Raw genomic sequence first — 17,041 nt, 5'->3', positions numbered from 1 at the left:
GCCGGAGCGTCAGCCCACGCCCAGTTCGCGAATGCTTTCCTTCAGGCAGACGAAGTCGTAATCCGACAGGCCGACATAGTCGAGCACCAGGCGCGCGACGCTGTCCCACTCGTGGTCCTCGGGCTGACCGCCCAGCACGCGATGACAGGCACAGATGTGTTCGGCCATCTTGAGGATCGCCAGCAGCGTCTTGATCGGCGCGTCACGCCCGGAGTCGTCGGAGAACAAGGACAACGCGTTGTGGTGATTGGCGATGGCATCGCACAGGTACAGCGGCAGGTTCCACGACTTGGCGGTGAAGTAACCGACCACCGCGTGGTTGGTGCTGAGCACGCGGTTCTCGATGTCGACGATGCGCTGGCCCTCGCCGGTACTGGCGTAGGCTTCCTCCAGCACCGCTATGTAACCGGGGAAGCGCTTGAGCATCAGCGGAATGCCGCAGTTGTGGAACAGCCCCAGCGCGTAAGCCTCGTCCGGCGCCTGGTAGCCGATGCGCTTGGCCAGGGTCAGGCAGGCCATGGCCACGTCCTGCGCGCTGTCCCAGAAGCGATTGAGGGTGACGATGGTCTCGTCGCTCATCTCGCCCTTGATCGACTGGGCGTTGATCAGGTTGATCACCGAGTCGCAGCCGAGCAGGTTGACCGCCTGCTGGATGGAGGCGATGCGGTTGGTCAGGCCGAAGTACGGCGAATTGACGATCTTCAGCAGCGCGCCGGAGAGCCCCGGGTCTTGGCTGATCAACCGGGCGATGGCCTTGAGGTCGGGCACCGGCATGACCTGCTCCATCTGCAGATCGACCATGATCTGCGGCTGCGGCGGCACGCTGATGCCTTGCAGCACCCGGCGGATTTGATCGGCGGACAGTTCAACGGCCATGGCGGGACGCTCGGACAGGTAAGGCAAAGTGCTATCGGCAGGAAAGGGCGAACTTTGGCTGAGATGTGGGTCCCATTTCAAGTGACTCGCATTCGGCGAGTGTTATCGACAGACAGACGGAGGTAAGTCCATGTCCCAATCTCTCAACGGCAAACGCGTGGCCATTCTGGTGACCGACGGTTTCGAGCAGGTCGAGCTGACCGGGCCCAAGGAGGCGCTGGAAAAGGCCGGCGCAACCGCCGAGATCATCTCCGCCAAGAACGGCGAGGTGACCGGCTGGAACCACACCACCCCGGCCTCCAAGTTCCATGTCGACAACACCTTCGACAGCGTCCGCATGGAGGATTACGACGCCGTGCTGCTGCCCGGCGGCGTGGTCAATTCCGACACCATCCGCACCGACAAAACCGCGCAGAAGCTGGTCCGGGCGGCGGCCGATGCGAACAAGCCCATCGCGGTGATCTGCCATGGCGGCTGGCTGCTGATCTCCGCCGACCTGGTCAAGGGCAAGCGCATGACCAGCTGGCCCTCGCTCACCGACGACCTGAAGAACGCCGGTGCCGAGTGGGTCGACGAGCAGGTGGTGGTGGACGGCCAGCTCATCAGCAGCCGCAAACCCGATGACATCCCGGCATTCAGCCAGGCGCTGATCGACGCCCTGTCCGCCTGAGCGAGACAGCGGCAGCACGCGGCGAGCGTTTTTCCGCCGACCCGGCGCGCGCCGCCTGCCGCTCGTTTAGAATGCCCGTCTTTTTTCCGGAGCCCTGCCGATGACCCTGCCCAGCCTGCGCCTCAAAGCCAATGCCGACCGCCGCCTGCGCGCGGGCCATCTGTGGGTCTACAGCAACGAGGTCGACACCGCGGCCACGCCCCTGGCCGGCTTCGCCGCTGGCGACCAGGCCATCCTCGAGGCCGCCGGAGGCAAGCCGCTGGGCATCGTCGGGGTGTCGCCGAACAACCTGATCTGCGCACGGCTGCTGTCGCGCGATCTCAAGCACAGCCTGGACAAGTCGCTGCTGGTGCATCGCATCCAGGTCGCGCTGTCGCTGCGCGAGCGCCTGTTCGATCAGCCGTGCTACCGCCTGATCTACGGTGATTCCGACCTGCTGCCGGGCCTGGTGGTGGACCGCTTCCACGACCACCTGGTGGTGCAGCTGGCTTCGGCCACCATGGAGCGCAACAAGGATGCCGTGCTGGAAGCGCTGGTGCAGGTGCTCAAGCCCCGCGGCGTGCTGTGGAAGAACGACTCCAGCGCCCGCGATGCCGAAGGCCTTGAACGCTACGTCGATACCGCCTTCGGCGTGGTACCGGAGTGGGTCGCGCTGGAAGAGAACGGCGTGAGGTTCGAGGCGCCGGTGTTGCAGGGCCAGAAGACCGGCTGGTTCTACGATCACCACATGAACCGTGCGCGCCTGGCGCCCTACGTCAAGGGCAAGCGCGTGCTCGACCTGTTCAGCTATATCGGTGGCTGGGGCGTGCAGGCCGCCGCCTTCGGTGCCAGCGAAGTGTTCTGTGTCGACGCCTCGGCCTTTGCCCTGGATGGCGTGGAGCGCAACGCTGCGCTCAATGGTGTGGCCGAGAAGATGACCTGCGTCGAAGGCGATGCCTTCGAGGCGATGAAGGAACTGAAGAGCGCCGAAGAGCGCTTCGACGTGGTGATCACCGATCCGCCGGCGTTCATCAAGCGCAAGAAGGATCTGAAGAACGGCGAGGCCGCCTACCGCCGCCTCAACGAAACCGCCATGCGGCTGCTGAACAAGGACGGCATCCTGGTCAGCGCCAGCTGTTCGATGCACCTGCCCGAGGACGACCTGCAGAACATCCTGCTCGGCAGCGCGCGCCATCTGGATCGCAACATCCAGCTGCTCGAGCGCGGTGCCCAGGGTCCGGATCACCCGGTGCATCCGGCGATCCCGGAGACCCGCTACATCAAGAGCCTGACCTGCCGCATCCTGCCCAACAGCTGACCCCTGCACCAGGCGCGCAAGGCGGTGGCGAACCGCCGCCCTGCGCCCATCCCTTATTCGATGCCCTTGCGCTGATCGCTCCACAACAGGCTGGTGCACAACCCGCAGAAGCGTCCGTAGAAAGTGCTGCGCGCACTTTCGTCGTCCATCAGGTGATAACGGAACCAGGCCGTCGTCGGGCCGCGATAGGCCCCGCCATCACCCACCGGCTCGAAGTGGCTGACATAGCGCCGCTCGCCCCAGAAGATCGGCACGTTGGCGCGAGTGAAGACCGGCTGCGCGTTCAGGTAAGGAATGGCAATGGTGTCGGCACCGCCGGACATCAGGAACATCGGCCCGCGCTGGTTGCGCTGCGACGACGAGTCATGGCCGAGACCAATGGTGTACGGCTGGATCGGCGCGGTGGCCTTCACGCGATCGTCCTGCCCGGCCATGATCGAGCCGCCACCGCCCTGGGAATGCCCCGAGGTCCCGACCCGCCCGGTGTTCAGCACGCCGACGTAAGTGCCATAGGTGCGGTTGCTCTCCTGCACCAGGTAATCCAGGCAGGCCAGCATGTCCCGCCCCGTGCCGGCGTTGGAGGTTTCCGCCGCGGCGACCACGAAGCCATGGCTGGCCCAATGGCTCAGCAGTCCGGAATAGGTGGTCGGCCCGGTACCGGTGCCGTTGCCCCAGAGGATGATCGGGTGGCGGACTCCGCCCTGGCCGAGCGTGCGTGGCCGGTAGACTCGGCAATTGGGCCCCTCGCTCTGGCTGGTTACCGCGTACGGCCCGTCGTTGTCGAAGCTCGAAACCGACGGAAAGGGCGCGCCGGGCGTATCGGGCAGCGGAGCGGCGGTGGCGGAAACGGACAGGGCGACCAGCGCCGTGGCACTCAGGCATCCAAGTGTAAACTTGCGCATCTGCATTCCTCGTTCTTGTCATTGGTATAAGGATTCATCGCCGGTCGAACGCTGCCCTACCGTCGCGAAACGGACACATACCGGCCGACCGCCAGCGGGCAGCACGCAACTCCAGTGGCGCGGCAGCCAGCGAAACGGTCGGGAATGGACTCTAGCGAGCGATAATCGACCCGCCAGTCGCACGCAGGCAGAAGCGGACCAGCGGTCAATGCGGCATTTTTCAGCGGATGTGCGTCTCGAACGCCTCCTCCGGCGTCGCCATGCGGCTAGCGCGCGGCATGCCGGCGTACCGGCAATCGTCCCGCCTGGCCCGGCTGCCGGAACGTGCGTAGAATCGGTGATATCTCGCCATTCACCACACGGCGGACCCTGAGCCCAGGCCCCACGAGCGATTACCCCGCCTCGACCCGGCCCCTTCCGAACGCACGGTCATCCTCCGTTGCATCCGGCACAGGCGTTGCTCACCATACGCATACCTCCGTTTACCTGATTAGCCGCAGGAACCGTCATGCCTGATTACCGTTCGAAAACCTCCACGCACGGCCGCAACATGGCCGGTGCCCGGGCGCTGTGGCGCGCCACCGGCATGAAGGACGAAGACTTCAAGAAGCCGATCATCGCCATCGCCAACTCCTTCACCCAGTTCGTCCCCGGCCACGTGCATCTGAAAGACATGGGCCAGCTGGTCGCCCGCGAGATCGAGAAGCACGGCGGCGTGGCCAAGGAATTCAACACCATCGCGGTCGACGACGGCATCGCCATGGGCCACGACGGCATGCTCTATTCGCTGCCGTCGCGCGAGATCATCGCCGACTCGGTGGAATACATGGTCAATGCGCATTGTGCCGACGCCATCGTCTGCATCAGCAACTGCGACAAGATCACCCCCGGCATGCTGATGGCCGCGCTGCGTCTGAACATCCCGGTGGTGTTCGTTTCCGGCGGGCCGATGGAAGCCGGCAAGACCAAGCTGGCCAACCACGGCCTGGACCTGGTCGACGCCATGGTGGTGGCCGCCGACGACTCCTGCTCCGACGAGAAGGTCGCCGAATACGAGCGCAGCGCCTGCCCCACCTGCGGCAGCTGCTCGGGCATGTTCACCGCCAACTCGATGAACTGCCTGACCGAAGCCCTCGGCCTGTCCCTGCCGGGCAACGGCACCACGCTGGCCACCCACGCCGACCGCGAGCAGCTGTTCCTGCGCGCCGGGCGTATCGCCGTCGAGCTGTGCAAGCGTTACTACCAGGACGGCGACGAGTCCGTACTGCCGCGCAACGTGGCCAGCCGCAAGGCCTTCGAAAACGCCATGACCCTGGACATCGCCATGGGCGGCTCGACCAACACCATCCTGCACCTGCTGGCCGCCGCCCAGGAAGCCGAGGTCGACTTCGACCTGCGCGACATCGACGCGCTGTCGCGCAAGGTGCCGCAGCTGTGCAAGGTGGCACCGAACATCCAGAAGTACCACATGGAAGACGTGCACCGCGCCGGCGGCATCTTCTCCATCCTCGGCGAGCTGGCCCGCGGCGGCCTGCTGCACACCGATGTTTCCACCGTGCACAGCCCGAGCATGGCCGATGCCATCGCCGAATGGGACATCACCCAGACCCAGGACGAAGCGGTACATACCTTCTTCAAGGCCGGCCCGGCGGGCATCCCGACCCAGGTCGCCTTCAGCCAGGCCACCCGCTGGCCGAGCCTGGACCTGGACCGTGCCGAAGGCTGCATCCGCAGCGTCGAGCACGCCTATTCCCAGGAAGGCGGCCTCGCCGTGCTCTACGGCAACATCGCCCTGGACGGCTGCGTGGTGAAGACCGCCGGCGTGGACGAGTCCATCCACGTGTTCGAAGGCACGGCGAAGATCTACGAAAGCCAGGACAGCGCCGTGAAAAGCATCCTCGCCGACGAGGTGAAGCCAGGCGACATCGTCATCATTCGCTACGAAGGTCCGAAGGGCGGCCCGGGCATGCAGGAAATGCTCTACCCGACCTCGTATCTGAAGTCCAAGGGCCTCGGCAAGGAATGCGCGCTGCTCACCGACGGTCGCTTCTCTGGCGGCACCTCCGGCCTGTCCATCGGCCACGCCTCGCCGGAAGCGGCCGCGGGCGGCGCCATCGGCCTGGTACAGGACGGCGACAAGGTGCTGATCGACATTCCCAACCGCACCATCAACCTGCTGGTCAGCGACGAGGAAATCGCTCATCGCCGCCACGTGCAGGACAAGAAGGGCTGGAAGCCGGCGCAGCCGCGCGCGCGCAAGGTCTCGACCGCGCTCAAGGCCTACGCCCTGCTCGCTACCAGCGCCGACAAGGGTGCGGTGCGCAACAAGGCGATGCTGGAAGGCTGATCGCTGCGACAAGAAAAAACCCGGCCCTGTGCCGGGTTTTTTTATGCGCGCGGCTCGTGCAGCCGGGCCGTCACGTAATCCGCGATCGCCAGACAGGCAGTCAGGCCCGGCGACTCGATGCCGAACAGGTTCACCAGCCCGCCGACGCCGTGCTGCGCCGGGCCATCGATGCGAAAGTCCGCGGCCGCCTCGCCGGGCCCGCTGATCTTCGGGCGGATGCCGATGTAGGCCGGTTGCAACGAAGCGTCCGGCAGCGCCGGCCAATAACGGCGAATCGCCGCGTAGAAGCTTTCGGCCCGTTCCGGCTCGATGCGATAGTCGAGCGCCTCGACCCACTGCACGTCCGGGCCGAAACGCGCCTGGCCGGCCAGATCCAGGGTCAGGTGCACGCCAAGCCCGCCGGGCTCGGGCAGCGGATAGACCAGATGGCGAAACGGCGTGCGCCCGCTCAGGCTGAAGTAGCTGCCCTTGGCGAAGAACTGCCGCGGCCGCGCGGCCGGGTCCAACCCGGCGGTGTGCGCGGCGAGGATGGGCGCACCATGCCCGGCGCAATTCACCACGGTGCGGGCCAGCAGCTGCAGCGGATCGGCGCCGCCCACCTCGACCTGCAAGCCTGCGCTGCCAGCCGTGATCGCCGTTACCGGCGCGTTCAGTGCCAGCACCGCGCCGTGGCGCTCGGCATCGCCCAGCAGTGCCAGCATCAGCGCGTGGCTGTCGATGATGCCGGTACTCGGTGAGAGCAGCCCAGCCACCGCCTGTACTTCCGGCTCCAGCGCCAGCACCTCCCGCCCATCGAGGTACTGCAGGTCATCGACCCCATTGGCCAGCGCGTGCCGCCGCAGTTGTTCCAGCGCAGCGATCTGGGCCTCGTCGGTGGCGACGATCAGCTTGCCGCAACGTCGATGGGCCACGCCGTGGCTGTTGCAGAAATCGTAGAGGTGGCGACGCCCGGCCACGCACAACCGGCCCTTGAGCGAGCCCTGCGGGTAGTAGATGCCGGCGTGGATGACTTCGCTGTTGCGCGCGCTGGTGGCGGTGCCAAAGGCCGCCTCGGCTTCCAGTATCAGCACCTCGCGACCGGCCAGCGCCAGTGCACGCGCCACCGCCAGCCCGACCACTCCCGCACCCACCACCACGCAATCCACCCGATCCATGCCAGACTCCTCGACCCGAACAGCCCAAGCCTGCCGCAACCACAGCGGTCGGCCAAGGGTCGGATGACCTGACGAAGCAGTTAAAGGAAACACCGGCATGCGCATCGGCCTGATCTCCGACACCCACGGCCTGCTCCGCCCCGAGGCGGTGGCGGCACTGCAGGGCTGCGCACAGATCATTCACGCCGGCGATATCGGCAAACCGCAGGTGCTCGACGGGCTGCGCGCCATCGCGCCGCTGGAGGCGATCCGCGGCAATATCGATACGGCCGACTGGGCGCAGGTGCTGCCCGAACGGCTCGACCTGCGCATCGGGGGTCTCACCCTGCACGTGCTGCACGACCTCAAGCAGCTGGATATCGACCCGCTTGCCGCCGGCGTCGACGTGGTGATCGCCGGCCACTCGCACAAACCGAAGGTCGAGCGGCGCGATGGCGTGCTCTACGTGAACCCGGGCAGCGCCGGTCCGCGACGCTTCAGCCTGCCGATCAGCCTGGCGCTGCTGGAGCTGAACGACGGCCAGGCGCAGGTGGAGCTGATCAGCCTCAGCTGACGCCCATGTAGCGATCGGCGCGGTGATTGATCGCCAGCACCAGATTCAGCGCCACGGCGCCGAGCACCGACAGCAGGACCTTGTCCACCGGTACGACGAACACCGCGGCCATGACGATCAGCGCGTCGATGCCCATCTGGAAGGTACCGGCGCGCAGGCCGAAACGCTCCTGCAGAAACAACGCGAGGATGTTCACCCCGCCAAGACTGGCGCGATGGCGGAACAGGATCAGCAGGCCGATGCCGATGGCGAAACCACCGAACACTGCGGCGTAGACCACGTTCAGCTCGGCGAAGCGTACCCACTGCGGGGTCAGCTCGGCGAACAGCGAGACCAGCCCTACTGCGCAGACGGTGCGCAGGGTGAACTTCCAGCCCATGCGCCAGATCGCCAGTGCATAGAACGGCAGGTTGAGCAGGAAGAACACCGGGCCGAACGACCAGCCGGCCAGGTACTTGAGCAAAAAGGCCAGCCCAACGGTGCCGCCGGTCAGCAGCCCGGCGTGGCTGTAGAAGGCGACGCCAAGGGCGACCAGCGCGGTGCCGGTGAGCAGCGCCAGAGCGTCCTCCCACAGCGGGTGACGAACGAAGATCGCCGATACGCGCTCGGCTTGCGGCACGTCGGATTCGCGGGTTTGCATCGGCTGGGTCTCGAAAACGGTTGTTGCGAAGGATAGAAGCTGGGCAGACGGAAGGACTTGGCGTCGATCAAGCAAAGACGGCGCCGATCAGCGCCGTTGCCAGGTCTCGAACCGATACGCAGGCGCCTCGCCCTCGGCCGGATGCGGCTGGCTGTCGATGCACTGCCATTCGTGCTCGTCGAATACCGGGAAGAAGGCATCGCCCTCGGGCTGCGCGTCGATCCGTGTCAGGTAAAGCCGCTGCGCCTGCCCCAGCGCCTGGGCGTACAGCTGCGCACCGCCGATCAGCATCAGCTCGGCGACACCCTGCTCGCGCGCCCACTGCTCGGCACGCACCAGCGCGGCATCCAGATCGGTGAAGGTTTCCGCGCCGTCGAGCTGCAGATCGGCCTGGCGACTGACCACCAGGTTGAGCCGCCCCGGCAGCGGGCGGCCGAGCGAGTCCCAGGTCTTGCGACCCATGATGATCGGCTTGCCAAGGGTCATGGCCTTGAAATGCTTGAGATCGGCGGGCAGATGCCAGGGCATGCGGTTGTCGAGGCCGATCACGCGGTTCTGCGCGAGGGCGGCGATCATGGCGAGGGGAAGGCGGGTCTGATTCATGGCGGCGAGAATACCAGAGCGGCCCCGATTCCCGCAGCGCCAGCCGTTCGTCGGTTTAACCGTTTTGCAACGCAAGGGGCAACGCAGCGTCAACGTCCGGTCATGCAAGTGGCGCAGGCTGTGACATCCAAACCGAGGAGATGCCGAAATGGCCCGCAAGACCACCGCTTCCCTTCGCCGCTGGCTCACCGCCTGCACCCTGTTGCTACCGCTCTCCGGCTTCGCTGCGCCGGATGAACACGCCGCGAAACACCAGGCTGCGCGGGGCGAGCCGACCCCGCTGGTGATCGCCCATCGCGGCGCCAGCGGCTATGTACCGGAGCACACCCTGGCCGCCTATGCCCTGGCCGTTTTCCAGGGCGCCGACTACATCGAGCCGGACCTGGTGATGACCCGTGACGGCCATATCGTCGCCCGCCACGACAACGAGCTGGGCCTGACCACCGATGTCGCCCAGCGACCCGAGTTTGCCGATCGCAAGCGCACCCAGCAGGTCGACGGCGTCACCCTCACCGGCTGGTTCAGCGAAGACTTCACCCTCGCCGAGCTGAAGACCCTGCGCGCCATCGAGCGCATCCCGGATATCCGCCCGGGCAATGCCCGCATGGACGGCAGCCTGGAAATCCCGACCCTGCAGGAGATCATCGACCTGGTGAAAACACTGCAGCTCAGCCAGGGCCGGCGCATCGGCCTGTACCCGGAAACCAAGCATCCGACCCATTTCCAGCAGCTCGGCCTGGCCATGGAGAAGCCGCTGGTGCGCATCCTCACCCGCAACGGCTACGTCGGGCGCCACGCGCCGGTGTATATCCAGTCGTTCGAGGTGGACAACCTCAAGACCCTCAGCCGCCTGACCCAGCTGCGCCTGGTGCAGCTGTTCAGCTCCGGCCAGCCGTATGACCAGCAGGTGCGCGGGACCAAGCTGACCTACGCGCAGATGGCCACTCCCGCCGGGCTCAAGGCCATCTCCCGCTATGCCGCTGGCGTCGGCCCGGAGAAGAGCTACATCATCCCGCGTGACGGCAACGGCAATCTGGGCACGCCGACCGGCTTCGTCGCCGCGGCCCATGCGGTCGGGCTCAAGGTCCACCCGTACACCTTCCGCGCAGAAAACGCCTTCCTCCCGGCCAACCTGCGCAGCAGCGACAAGCGCCACGAGCGCGGCGACAGCGAAGCGGAGATCCGCGCCTTCCTCGATGCCGGCATCGATGGCCTGTTCATCGACCAGCCGGATATCGCCGTGCGCCTGCGCAACGCCGACTGATGACCACAGCGGGGAGCCGCAACGGCTCCCCGTTTCCCCGTTCCGCGCGGCAGCGGTTATCCTCAGGGCTCGACCCGCCAGCGAGAAGCCGCGTGACCGTCCGCCCCTCTCCCGATCTCACTCCGCTCGACCGAATCTGGCTGACCGAAGCCGTGCGCCTGCGCGAAGAGCATGCCGGGCCGCTGGACGACGACGAGGCCAACCGCCAGGCCCGTACCCAGGGCGGCGATCTGTCGGCGCTGATCGAGCGCCGCGCGCTCTGGCTGGCGCACCGTGACGGGCTCATCGAGGCGCTCCGGCACTGGCGTCAGGGCGCCCGCCTGGGCGCGCTCGCGCTGATCCTGCTGGCGCTCTTCACCGGTGCCGGGCTGGCCTTCGCCGCACTGGGCGACGGGCAGCGACCGGTCAACGTGTTCTGGGCGCTGGGCAGCCTGCTCGGGTTGAACCTGCTGACCCTGCTCGGCTGGCTGCTCGGCCTGCTGCTGACCGGTGACAGCAGCGGCGCGCTGGGGCGGCTGTGGCTCTGGCTGAGCGAAAAGCTCGCCCGCGATGCCCGCGCCGCGCAGCTGGCCCCAGCCCTGCTGAGCGTGCTGCATCAGCGCCGACTCGGCCGCTGGTTGCTGGGAACAGGCGTGCACGCCCTATGGCTGCTGGCGATGGCCAGCGCCTTGCTCACCCTCCTCGCCCTGCTGGCGACCCGCCGCTACGGCTTCGTCTGGGAAACCACCATCCTTGGCGAGAACGCCTTCGTCGGCCTGACCCAGGCCTTCGGCGCGCTGCCGGCCCTGCTCGGCTTCAGCGTGCCGGATGTCGAGCAGATCCGCGCCAGTGGCGCACTCGCCGGCGATCTGGACGGCGCCCGGCAACGCTGGGCCGGCTGGCTGGTCGGCGTGCTGCTGGTCTACGGCCTGCTGCCGCGACTGCTGCTGGCGAGCCTCTGCCTGTGGCGCTGGCGGCGTGGACGGGCTGCGCTGACCCTCGATCTGAACCTGCCGGCCTACCGCCTGCTGCGCGAACGCCTGCAGCCACCCAGCGAGCGCCTCGGCATCCGTGATGCGGCGCCCGCCCAACTGCACGCACCGACTGCCGGCGCTCAGCTCGATGGCAGCGCTGGCGCCGTACTGGTGGCCATCGAGCTGGACGGCAGCCGCCCGTGGCCGCCGGCTCTGTCCAAGGGTATCGCCGATGCCGGCATCCTCGACGACCGCGAGGGACGCCGACGGCTGCTCGATCAACTCACCCGCTTTCCGCCGGCACGCCTGGCCGTCGCCTGTGATCCGCGACGCTCACCCGACCGCGGCACCCTGGCGCTGATCGGCGAGCTGTCGCGCTGCGCGGCGGCGACTCGCGTCTGGCTGTTGCAGGCACCCCCGGGCGAGGCGCTGGACAGCGCGCGCCTGGAAGACTGGCATCAGGCGCTGGATACCCTGGGGCTGACGCATTCGAGCTGCGCCCCGCTGCGCTGGCTGGAGACAGGCCATGACTGAAGCGCTGAAACTGGCCGTGGTCGGCCATACCAATGTCGGCAAGACCTCGCTGCTGCGCACCCTGACCCGCGACATCGGCTTCGGTGAGGTCTCGCACCGGCCGAGCACCACCCGCCACGTCGAGGGTGCGCGGCTGTCGGTGGACGGCGAGCCGCTGCTGGAGCTCTACGACACCCCCGGCCTGGAAGATGCCATCGCCCTGCTCGACTACCTCGAACGGCTGGAGCGCCCCGGTGAGCGCCTCGACGGCCCGGCACGCACTGCGCGCTTTCTCGACGGCAGCGAGGCACGCCAGCGCTTCGAGCAGGAAGCCAAGGTGCTGCGTCAGTTGCTGGCCAGCGACGCCGGGCTCTACGTGATCGACGCCCGTGAGCCGGTGCTGGCCAAGTACAAGGACGAGCTGGCGGTGCTCGCCGGCTGCGGCAAGCCGCTGTTGCCGGTGCTCAACTTCGTCGCCCAGCCGGGGCACCGCGACGAGGAATGGCGTCAGGCCCTGGCCCGCCTCGGCCTGCATGCACTGGTGCGCTTCGACAGCGTGGCGCCACCCGTGGACGGTGAGCGCCGGCTGTACGAAAGCCTGGCGCTGCTGCTGGAGCAGGCGCGCCCCAAGCTGCAGCGACTGATCGAGGACCACGAGGCCCAGGCTGCCGCACGCCTGGCCAGCGGCCAGCGACTGATCGCCGAACTGCTGGTGGATGTCGCCGCCTGCCGACGCAGCGTGGCCGCACAGCCGGAACTGGAGCGCGGCGCCATACGTGAATTGCACGACGCCGTGCGCAGCCGCGAGCAGCGCTGCGTCGAGGCCCTGCTGCGGCTGTACGCCTTCCGCAAGGAGCAGGCGGCGGCCAGCGAGCTGCCGCTGCTCGACGGGCGCTGGGGCGACGACCTGTTCAACCCGGAGACCCTCAAGCAGCTGGGCGTGAAGATCGGCAGCGGCATGGCCGCAGGCGCAGCCGCCGGTGCCGGGGTCGACCTGATGGTCGGTGGCATCACCCTCGGAGCCGCGGCGCTGCTCGGCGCCATTGCCGGCGGCGGCGCGCAGACCGCGCGGCACTATGGCAATCGCCTGCTCGGCAAGCTCAAGGGGCAGCGCGAGCTGAGCGTCGACGACGCCGTACTGCGCCTGCTCGCCCTGCGCCAGCGTCAACTGCTGGCCGTGCTCGCGACTCGGGGGCACGCCGCCACCGAGGCGATCCGCCTGGCCACGCCGCAGGATCAGGGCTGGCGCGAGGGCAAGCTGCCCGAAGCCCTGCAACGCTGTCGCGCCCATCCCGAGTGGTCGTCGCTCAACCCCGGCGCCCGCCTGCAGGACGGCGAGCGTCAGGCGGCGCTGGACGAGCTGGAAACTCAACTGCAGGAAAACTGAGCCGATCAGGTGGAGCGTAGGGTGGGCTTCAGCCCACCAGCGGGTGGCGTGCGCGGGGTTGTCGGTGGGCTGAAGCCCACCCTACCCCTGTGGTGTCTGCCGCATGATCCGTGGCGATTTCGGCAAAGGCAGGGACTAACCGAGCATTTCCCCATGAATCCGCGCGCATCGCGCTTTGGCGGCCGGCACCGGCGCACGTGCGACCCGCAAGGTGCACAGCGTTGCCAGCATGATCAGCAACCCACCCGCCCAGCCCATCGGTCCCAGCCGCTCACCCAGCCAGAGACCGGCGATGATCGCGCCGAACAGCGGTTCGGAGCCCATCAGCAGCGACACCCGCGTTGCACTGCTGCGCCCCAGCGCGCGGTTCTGCGCAAACATGGCAAACAGCGTGGCGAACAGCACCAGATACAGCGTGCCGAACCAGAAGCCCGGCTCCACCGGCAGCGCCGGCAGTCCGCCCGCCAGCGACACGCCGAGCAGCATGCAGCCCGCCGCAACGACTCCACTCTGCACCGCAGTCAGCGCCAGTGCCGGGATTTCCCGGCCGGCCGTCAATCGCCGGGTCAGGCAGACCAGCACCGCGCGCAGCAAAGCGGCGGCCAGCATCAGCGCATCGCCGAGATTGAGCGACAGCTGCGGCCCGCCGGTCAGCAGCCAGACGCCCGCCAGCGACAGCGCGCAGGCGAGCAACAGCGTGCTGTGCGGCCGCTGGCGCAGCAGCAGCCATTCCATGAATGGCGTGATCACCACGCACAGGCTGATCAGAAACGCCGCATTGCTGGCGCTGGTCAGCATCACGCCCCAGGTCTCACAGAGAAAGATCGCCAGCATCACCAGCCCCAGCGGCAGGCCGGGGCGCAGCGCCCGGCGACCGGCGCCGCGCAGTTGCGGCAGCAGCAGGACAAAGGTCAGGCCGAAGCGGATAGCCAGAAAACCCAGCACCGGGTAGAACAGCAGCGCCTGCTTGGCCACCGCGTAGCTGCTGCCCCAGATCAGCGCCACCGTCAGCAGCATGCCATCGGCCAGCCACAGCCCCTGTCTCAACGTGCCTTTCATGTTCGAATCCCCGCACCAATCAGGCGCTGATTGTCGGCCCTGTCGCGGCAGTCGATAATCCAGCGAAACAGCACAGGACCTGTTCCGCATGGGAACGAATGACAGCGCAGCCCTGCTGCCCTACATGGCCGTATTCGTGCGGGTGGTCGAGGCCGGCAGCTTCTCGGGCGCCGCGCGTCTGCTGGGCAGCACACCGTCGGCGGTGAGCCGCCAGGTGGCACGGCTGGAGCAGGCCCTGGCGCTGCGCCTGCTGGAACGCACGACACGCCAGCTGCGGCTGAACGAGGCCGGGGCGGAGTTTTACCAGCATTGCCGGGACATGCTCGATGCGGCCGATGCCGCCGTCGCCATCGGCGAGCGGCTGATGCGCAGCCCGCGCGGGCTGGTGCGCCTGAGCGTACCGAAGGCCTATGGCAAGTTCGTCGTCGGGCCGTTGATGCCGGCCTTTCTCCAGCGCTACCCCGAGGTCGATGTGCAGCTGCGGATCAGCGACCAGAGCCCGGACCTGATCGAGGACGGTTTCGACCTGCTGGTGCAGGTCACCGACAATCCACCCGAAGGCCTGGCCGGCAAGCCGCTCGGGCCGGTGCGCCAGCTGCTCTGCGCCAGCCCCGACTACCTGCAGCGCCACGGCGAGCCGCAACATCCGCAGGACCTGCTGCGCCACAGCTGTCTGTATCTGGGGGAAACGGCGGGAGACAATCGCTGGCACCTGCGCCGCGGCGAGCTGCAGGAAACGGTGACGGTGCGCGGTCGCTACATCAGCAACCACAGCGAGGCCCGGTTACTGGTGGCGCTGGCGGGCCTGGGCATCACCTGCCTGCCGCATTTCACCGCTGCCCAGGCGCTGGCCGAGGGGCAGCTGCGCGAAGTGCTGCCGCAGTGGCGCTACACCGGCTCCTACCAGGGCGCGGCCTGGCTGCTGTGGCGACAGAATCACCACCTGCCGCCGAAGACACGGGCGCTGATCGACTACCTGAGCGAGGCGCTGATAGCCAGCTGAGCGCAGCGCGCACCCGCACGCGCACCGCTACCGGCGCGCCTATCAGCGCTCCTTGGTGCCTTCCACTTCCTCGGCCATGCGTGCCAGGCCGAGGTGGCGCACGTCGGTGCCGCGCACCAGGTAGATCACCAGTTCTGCGATGTTGCGCGCGTGGTCGCCGATGCGTTCCAGCGAGCGCAGCGCCCAGATCACGCTGAGCACGCGGGAGATCGAGCGCGGATCTTCCATCATGTAGGTGACCAGCTCGCGCAGGGCGGTCTTGTACTCGCGGTCGACGGTTTTGTCGTATTGCGCCACCGACAGCGCGAGGTCGGCATCGAAGCGGGCGAAGGCGTCGAGCGCTTCCTGCACCATCTTGCGCACCTGGTCGCCGATGTGACGCACCTCGACGTAACCCTTGGGCGACTCGCCTTCCTCGCACAGCTGGATGGCGCGGCGGGCGATCTTGGTCGCCTCGTCACCGATGCGCTCGAGGTCGATCACCGACTTGGAGATGCTGATGATCAGGCGCAGATCGGAGGCCGCCGGCTGGCGGCGGGCGAGGATGCGCACGCATTCCTCATCGATATTGCGCTCCATCTGGTTGATCTGGTCATCCACCTCACGAACCTGCTGGGCGAGCCCCGAATCGGCCTCGATCAGCGCGGTGACCGCGTCGTTGACCTGCTTCTCCACCAGCCCGCCCATGGCCAGCAGGTGGCTGCGCACCTCCTCGAGCTCGGCGTTGAACTGTTGGGAGATGTGTTGGGTATGGCTGTCTTTGCTGATCATCATCGAGCCCTTGCGAAACTGTGGTTCTCTCGCCGGACGAGCCGGCCCTTGGCAAAGCGTGCTGCGCTAGGAGGCGGCGCGCAGACAGTACAAACGAGTACGGCAAGCGCCGCCGAAAACGCGCAGCGCGGTTTGCCATGGCCGGCTAGCCGTAGCGGCCGGTGATGTAGTCTTCCGTCTGCTTCTTGGCCGGGTTGGTGAACAGCGTATCCGTATCGCCGTACTCGATCAGCTTGCCCATGTACATGAACGCGGTGTAGTCGGACACCCGCGCGGCCTGCTGCATGTTGTGGGTAACGATGACGATGGTGTATTTGGATTTCAGCTCGTAGATCAGCTCTTCGACCTTCAGCGAGGAGATCGGGTCGAGGGCCGAACTCGGCTCGTCGAGCAACAGCACTTCCGGCTGCACGGCGATGGTGCGGGCGATCACCAGGCGCTGCTGCTGACCACCGGAGAGGCCGAGTGCCGATTCGTGCAGGCGATCCTTGACCTCGTCCCACAGCGCCGCGCCCTTGAGCGCCCACTCGACGGTCTCGTCGAGCACGCGCTTCTGCTTGATACCCTGGATGCGCAGGCCGTAGACCACGTTCTCGTAGATGCTCTTGGGGAACGGGTTGGGCTTCTGGAACACCATGCCGACGCGACGGCGCAGGTCGGCCACGTCTTCGCCCTTGCGGTAGATGTTGGTGCCGTCGAGGTTGATCGCGCCCTCGATGCGGCAGCCGTCGACCAGGTCGTTCATACGGTTGAAGCAGCGCAGCAGGGTCGACTTGCCGCAGCCGGACGGCCCGATGAAGGCCGTCACGCGCTGGCGCGGGATGTTCATGCTGACGTTGAACAGCGCCTGCTTCTGGCCGTAGTACAGGCTGAGGTCAGGCACCTCGATGGCGACCTGCTCGTTGGCCAGGTTCAGGCTGCGCTTGTCGCGTCCCAGCGCGGAAATGTCGATGGAGTGGGTGTTGGTTTGCATGTGCTCGCTCCGTTTGCAGCCCCGGGCTGCAAGCTATTGGCTGCAAGCCAGGCCGGTTGCCTCGTCTCGAAGCAGA

Annotated in this window: 16 protein-coding genes; 8 read left to right on the top strand and 8 right to left on the bottom strand. The window is 67.3% G+C overall.

Going from position 1 to position 17,041, the window contains the following annotated elements; genetic code table 11:
• Positions 1–9: 9 nt before the first annotated feature.
• On the bottom strand, positions 10–876 hold the full coding sequence (locus NAO55_RS12145; RefSeq protein ID WP_013984359.1) for an HDOD domain-containing protein: 867 nt from the start codon (positions 874–876) through the stop codon (positions 10–12).
• 130 nt (positions 877–1,006) lie between these two features.
• On the opposite strand from NAO55_RS12145, the gene NAO55_RS12140 reads away from it, so the two are divergent.
• Both NAO55_RS12140 and NAO55_RS12135 read left to right on the top strand, forming a co-directional pair.
• The gene (locus NAO55_RS12140; RefSeq protein WP_014598026.1) at positions 1,007–1,546 is read left to right on the top strand and encodes a type 1 glutamine amidotransferase domain-containing protein; all 540 of its coding nucleotides are present in this window, start codon (positions 1,007–1,009) and stop codon (positions 1,544–1,546) included.
• A 100-nt stretch (positions 1,547–1,646) separates the two neighbouring features.
• The gene (locus NAO55_RS12135) at positions 1,647–2,843 is read left to right on the top strand and encodes a class I SAM-dependent rRNA methyltransferase (RefSeq protein WP_102838932.1); all 1,197 of its coding nucleotides are present in this window, start codon (positions 1,647–1,649) and stop codon (positions 2,841–2,843) included.
• 53 nt (positions 2,844–2,896) lie between these two features.
• On the opposite strand, the gene NAO55_RS12130 is transcribed toward NAO55_RS12135, so the two are convergent.
• Positions 2,897–3,745: a poly(ethylene terephthalate) hydrolase family protein gene (locus tag NAO55_RS12130; protein ID WP_180981604.1), complete on the bottom strand. Its 849-nt coding sequence runs from the start codon at positions 3,743–3,745 to the stop codon at positions 2,897–2,899.
• A 508-nt stretch (positions 3,746–4,253) separates the two neighbouring features.
• Here NAO55_RS12130 and ilvD point away from each other — a divergent pair.
• Entirely contained in the window at positions 4,254–6,092 is a 1,839-nt protein-coding gene (gene ilvD / locus NAO55_RS12125) for a dihydroxy-acid dehydratase (RefSeq protein ID WP_102838934.1), read from the top strand.
• Between the two features lie 41 nt (positions 6,093–6,133).
• Here the strand turns inward: ilvD and NAO55_RS12120 are convergent, their stop codons facing one another.
• On the bottom strand, positions 6,134–7,246 hold the full coding sequence (locus tag NAO55_RS12120; protein WP_102838935.1) for an NAD(P)/FAD-dependent oxidoreductase: 1,113 nt from the start codon (positions 7,244–7,246) through the stop codon (positions 6,134–6,136).
• Between the two features lie 97 nt (positions 7,247–7,343).
• Here NAO55_RS12120 and NAO55_RS12115 point away from each other — a divergent pair, with 97 nt between their 5' ends.
• Entirely contained in the window at positions 7,344–7,799 is a 456-nt protein-coding gene (locus NAO55_RS12115) for a metallophosphoesterase family protein (RefSeq protein ID WP_003282804.1), read from the top strand.
• Here the strand turns inward: NAO55_RS12115 and NAO55_RS12110 are convergent.
• Together NAO55_RS12110 and NAO55_RS12105 are read right to left on the bottom strand one after the other, a co-directional pair.
• Positions 7,792–8,439: a YitT family protein gene (locus NAO55_RS12110; RefSeq protein WP_102838936.1), complete on the bottom strand. Its 648-nt coding sequence runs from the start codon at positions 8,437–8,439 to the stop codon at positions 7,792–7,794. The two genes, NAO55_RS12115 and NAO55_RS12110, sit on opposite strands and share 8 nt — an antisense overlap.
• Positions 8,440–8,526: 87 nt before the next feature.
• The gene (locus NAO55_RS12105) at positions 8,527–9,042 is read right to left on the bottom strand and encodes a dihydrofolate reductase (RefSeq protein ID WP_095460281.1); all 516 of its coding nucleotides are present in this window, start codon (positions 9,040–9,042) and stop codon (positions 8,527–8,529) included.
• A 148-nt stretch (positions 9,043–9,190) separates the two neighbouring features.
• Here NAO55_RS12105 and NAO55_RS12100 point away from each other — a divergent pair, with 148 nt between their 5' ends.
• The 3 genes from NAO55_RS12100 (at position 9,191) to NAO55_RS12090 (ending at position 13,159) form a co-directional block, all read left to right on the top strand.
• A complete protein-coding gene (locus tag NAO55_RS12100) occupies positions 9,191–10,306 on the top strand; it encodes a glycerophosphodiester phosphodiesterase (protein ID WP_079329384.1) in 1,116 nt (371 codons plus the stop codon).
• A gap of 92 nt (positions 10,307–10,398) precedes the next feature.
• Positions 10,399–11,793, top strand: coding sequence for a DUF2868 domain-containing protein (locus tag NAO55_RS12095; RefSeq protein ID WP_102838937.1), 1,395 nt, complete (start codon positions 10,399–10,401; stop codon positions 11,791–11,793).
• Positions 11,786–13,159, top strand: a complete 1,374-nt coding sequence (locus NAO55_RS12090) for a DUF3482 domain-containing protein (protein ID WP_102838938.1) — start codon at positions 11,786–11,788, stop codon at positions 13,157–13,159. Before NAO55_RS12095 ends, NAO55_RS12090 begins: the two co-directional genes overlap by 8 nt.
• A 135-nt stretch (positions 13,160–13,294) precedes the next feature.
• Here NAO55_RS12090 and NAO55_RS12085 read toward each other — a convergent pair whose 3' ends face one another.
• Positions 13,295–14,218: a DMT family transporter gene (locus NAO55_RS12085; protein WP_102838939.1), complete on the bottom strand. Its 924-nt coding sequence runs from the start codon at positions 14,216–14,218 to the stop codon at positions 13,295–13,297.
• Between the two features lie 88 nt (positions 14,219–14,306).
• Between NAO55_RS12085 and NAO55_RS12080 the strand changes: the two genes are divergently transcribed.
• The gene (locus NAO55_RS12080; protein ID WP_102838940.1) at positions 14,307–15,221 is read left to right on the top strand and encodes a LysR family transcriptional regulator; all 915 of its coding nucleotides are present in this window, start codon (positions 14,307–14,309) and stop codon (positions 15,219–15,221) included.
• A 42-nt stretch (positions 15,222–15,263) separates the two neighbouring features.
• On the opposite strand, the gene phoU is transcribed toward NAO55_RS12080, so the two are convergent.
• Both phoU and pstB read right to left on the bottom strand, forming a co-directional pair.
• A complete protein-coding gene (gene phoU, locus NAO55_RS12075; protein ID WP_102839659.1) occupies positions 15,264–15,992 on the bottom strand; it encodes a phosphate signaling complex protein PhoU in 729 nt (242 codons plus the stop codon).
• Between the two features lie 145 nt (positions 15,993–16,137).
• Positions 16,138–16,965, bottom strand: a complete 828-nt coding sequence (gene pstB / locus NAO55_RS12070; protein WP_102838941.1) for a phosphate ABC transporter ATP-binding protein PstB — start codon at positions 16,963–16,965, stop codon at positions 16,138–16,140.
• Positions 16,966–17,041: the final 76 nt, after the last annotated feature.

Origin of the sequence: Stutzerimonas frequens (assembly GCF_024448335.1) — a bacterium.
In the GTDB taxonomy this organism is placed as follows: domain Bacteria; phylum Pseudomonadota; class Gammaproteobacteria; order Pseudomonadales; family Pseudomonadaceae; genus Stutzerimonas; species Stutzerimonas frequens.
This window is presented reverse-complemented; position numbering and strand designations above follow the sequence as displayed.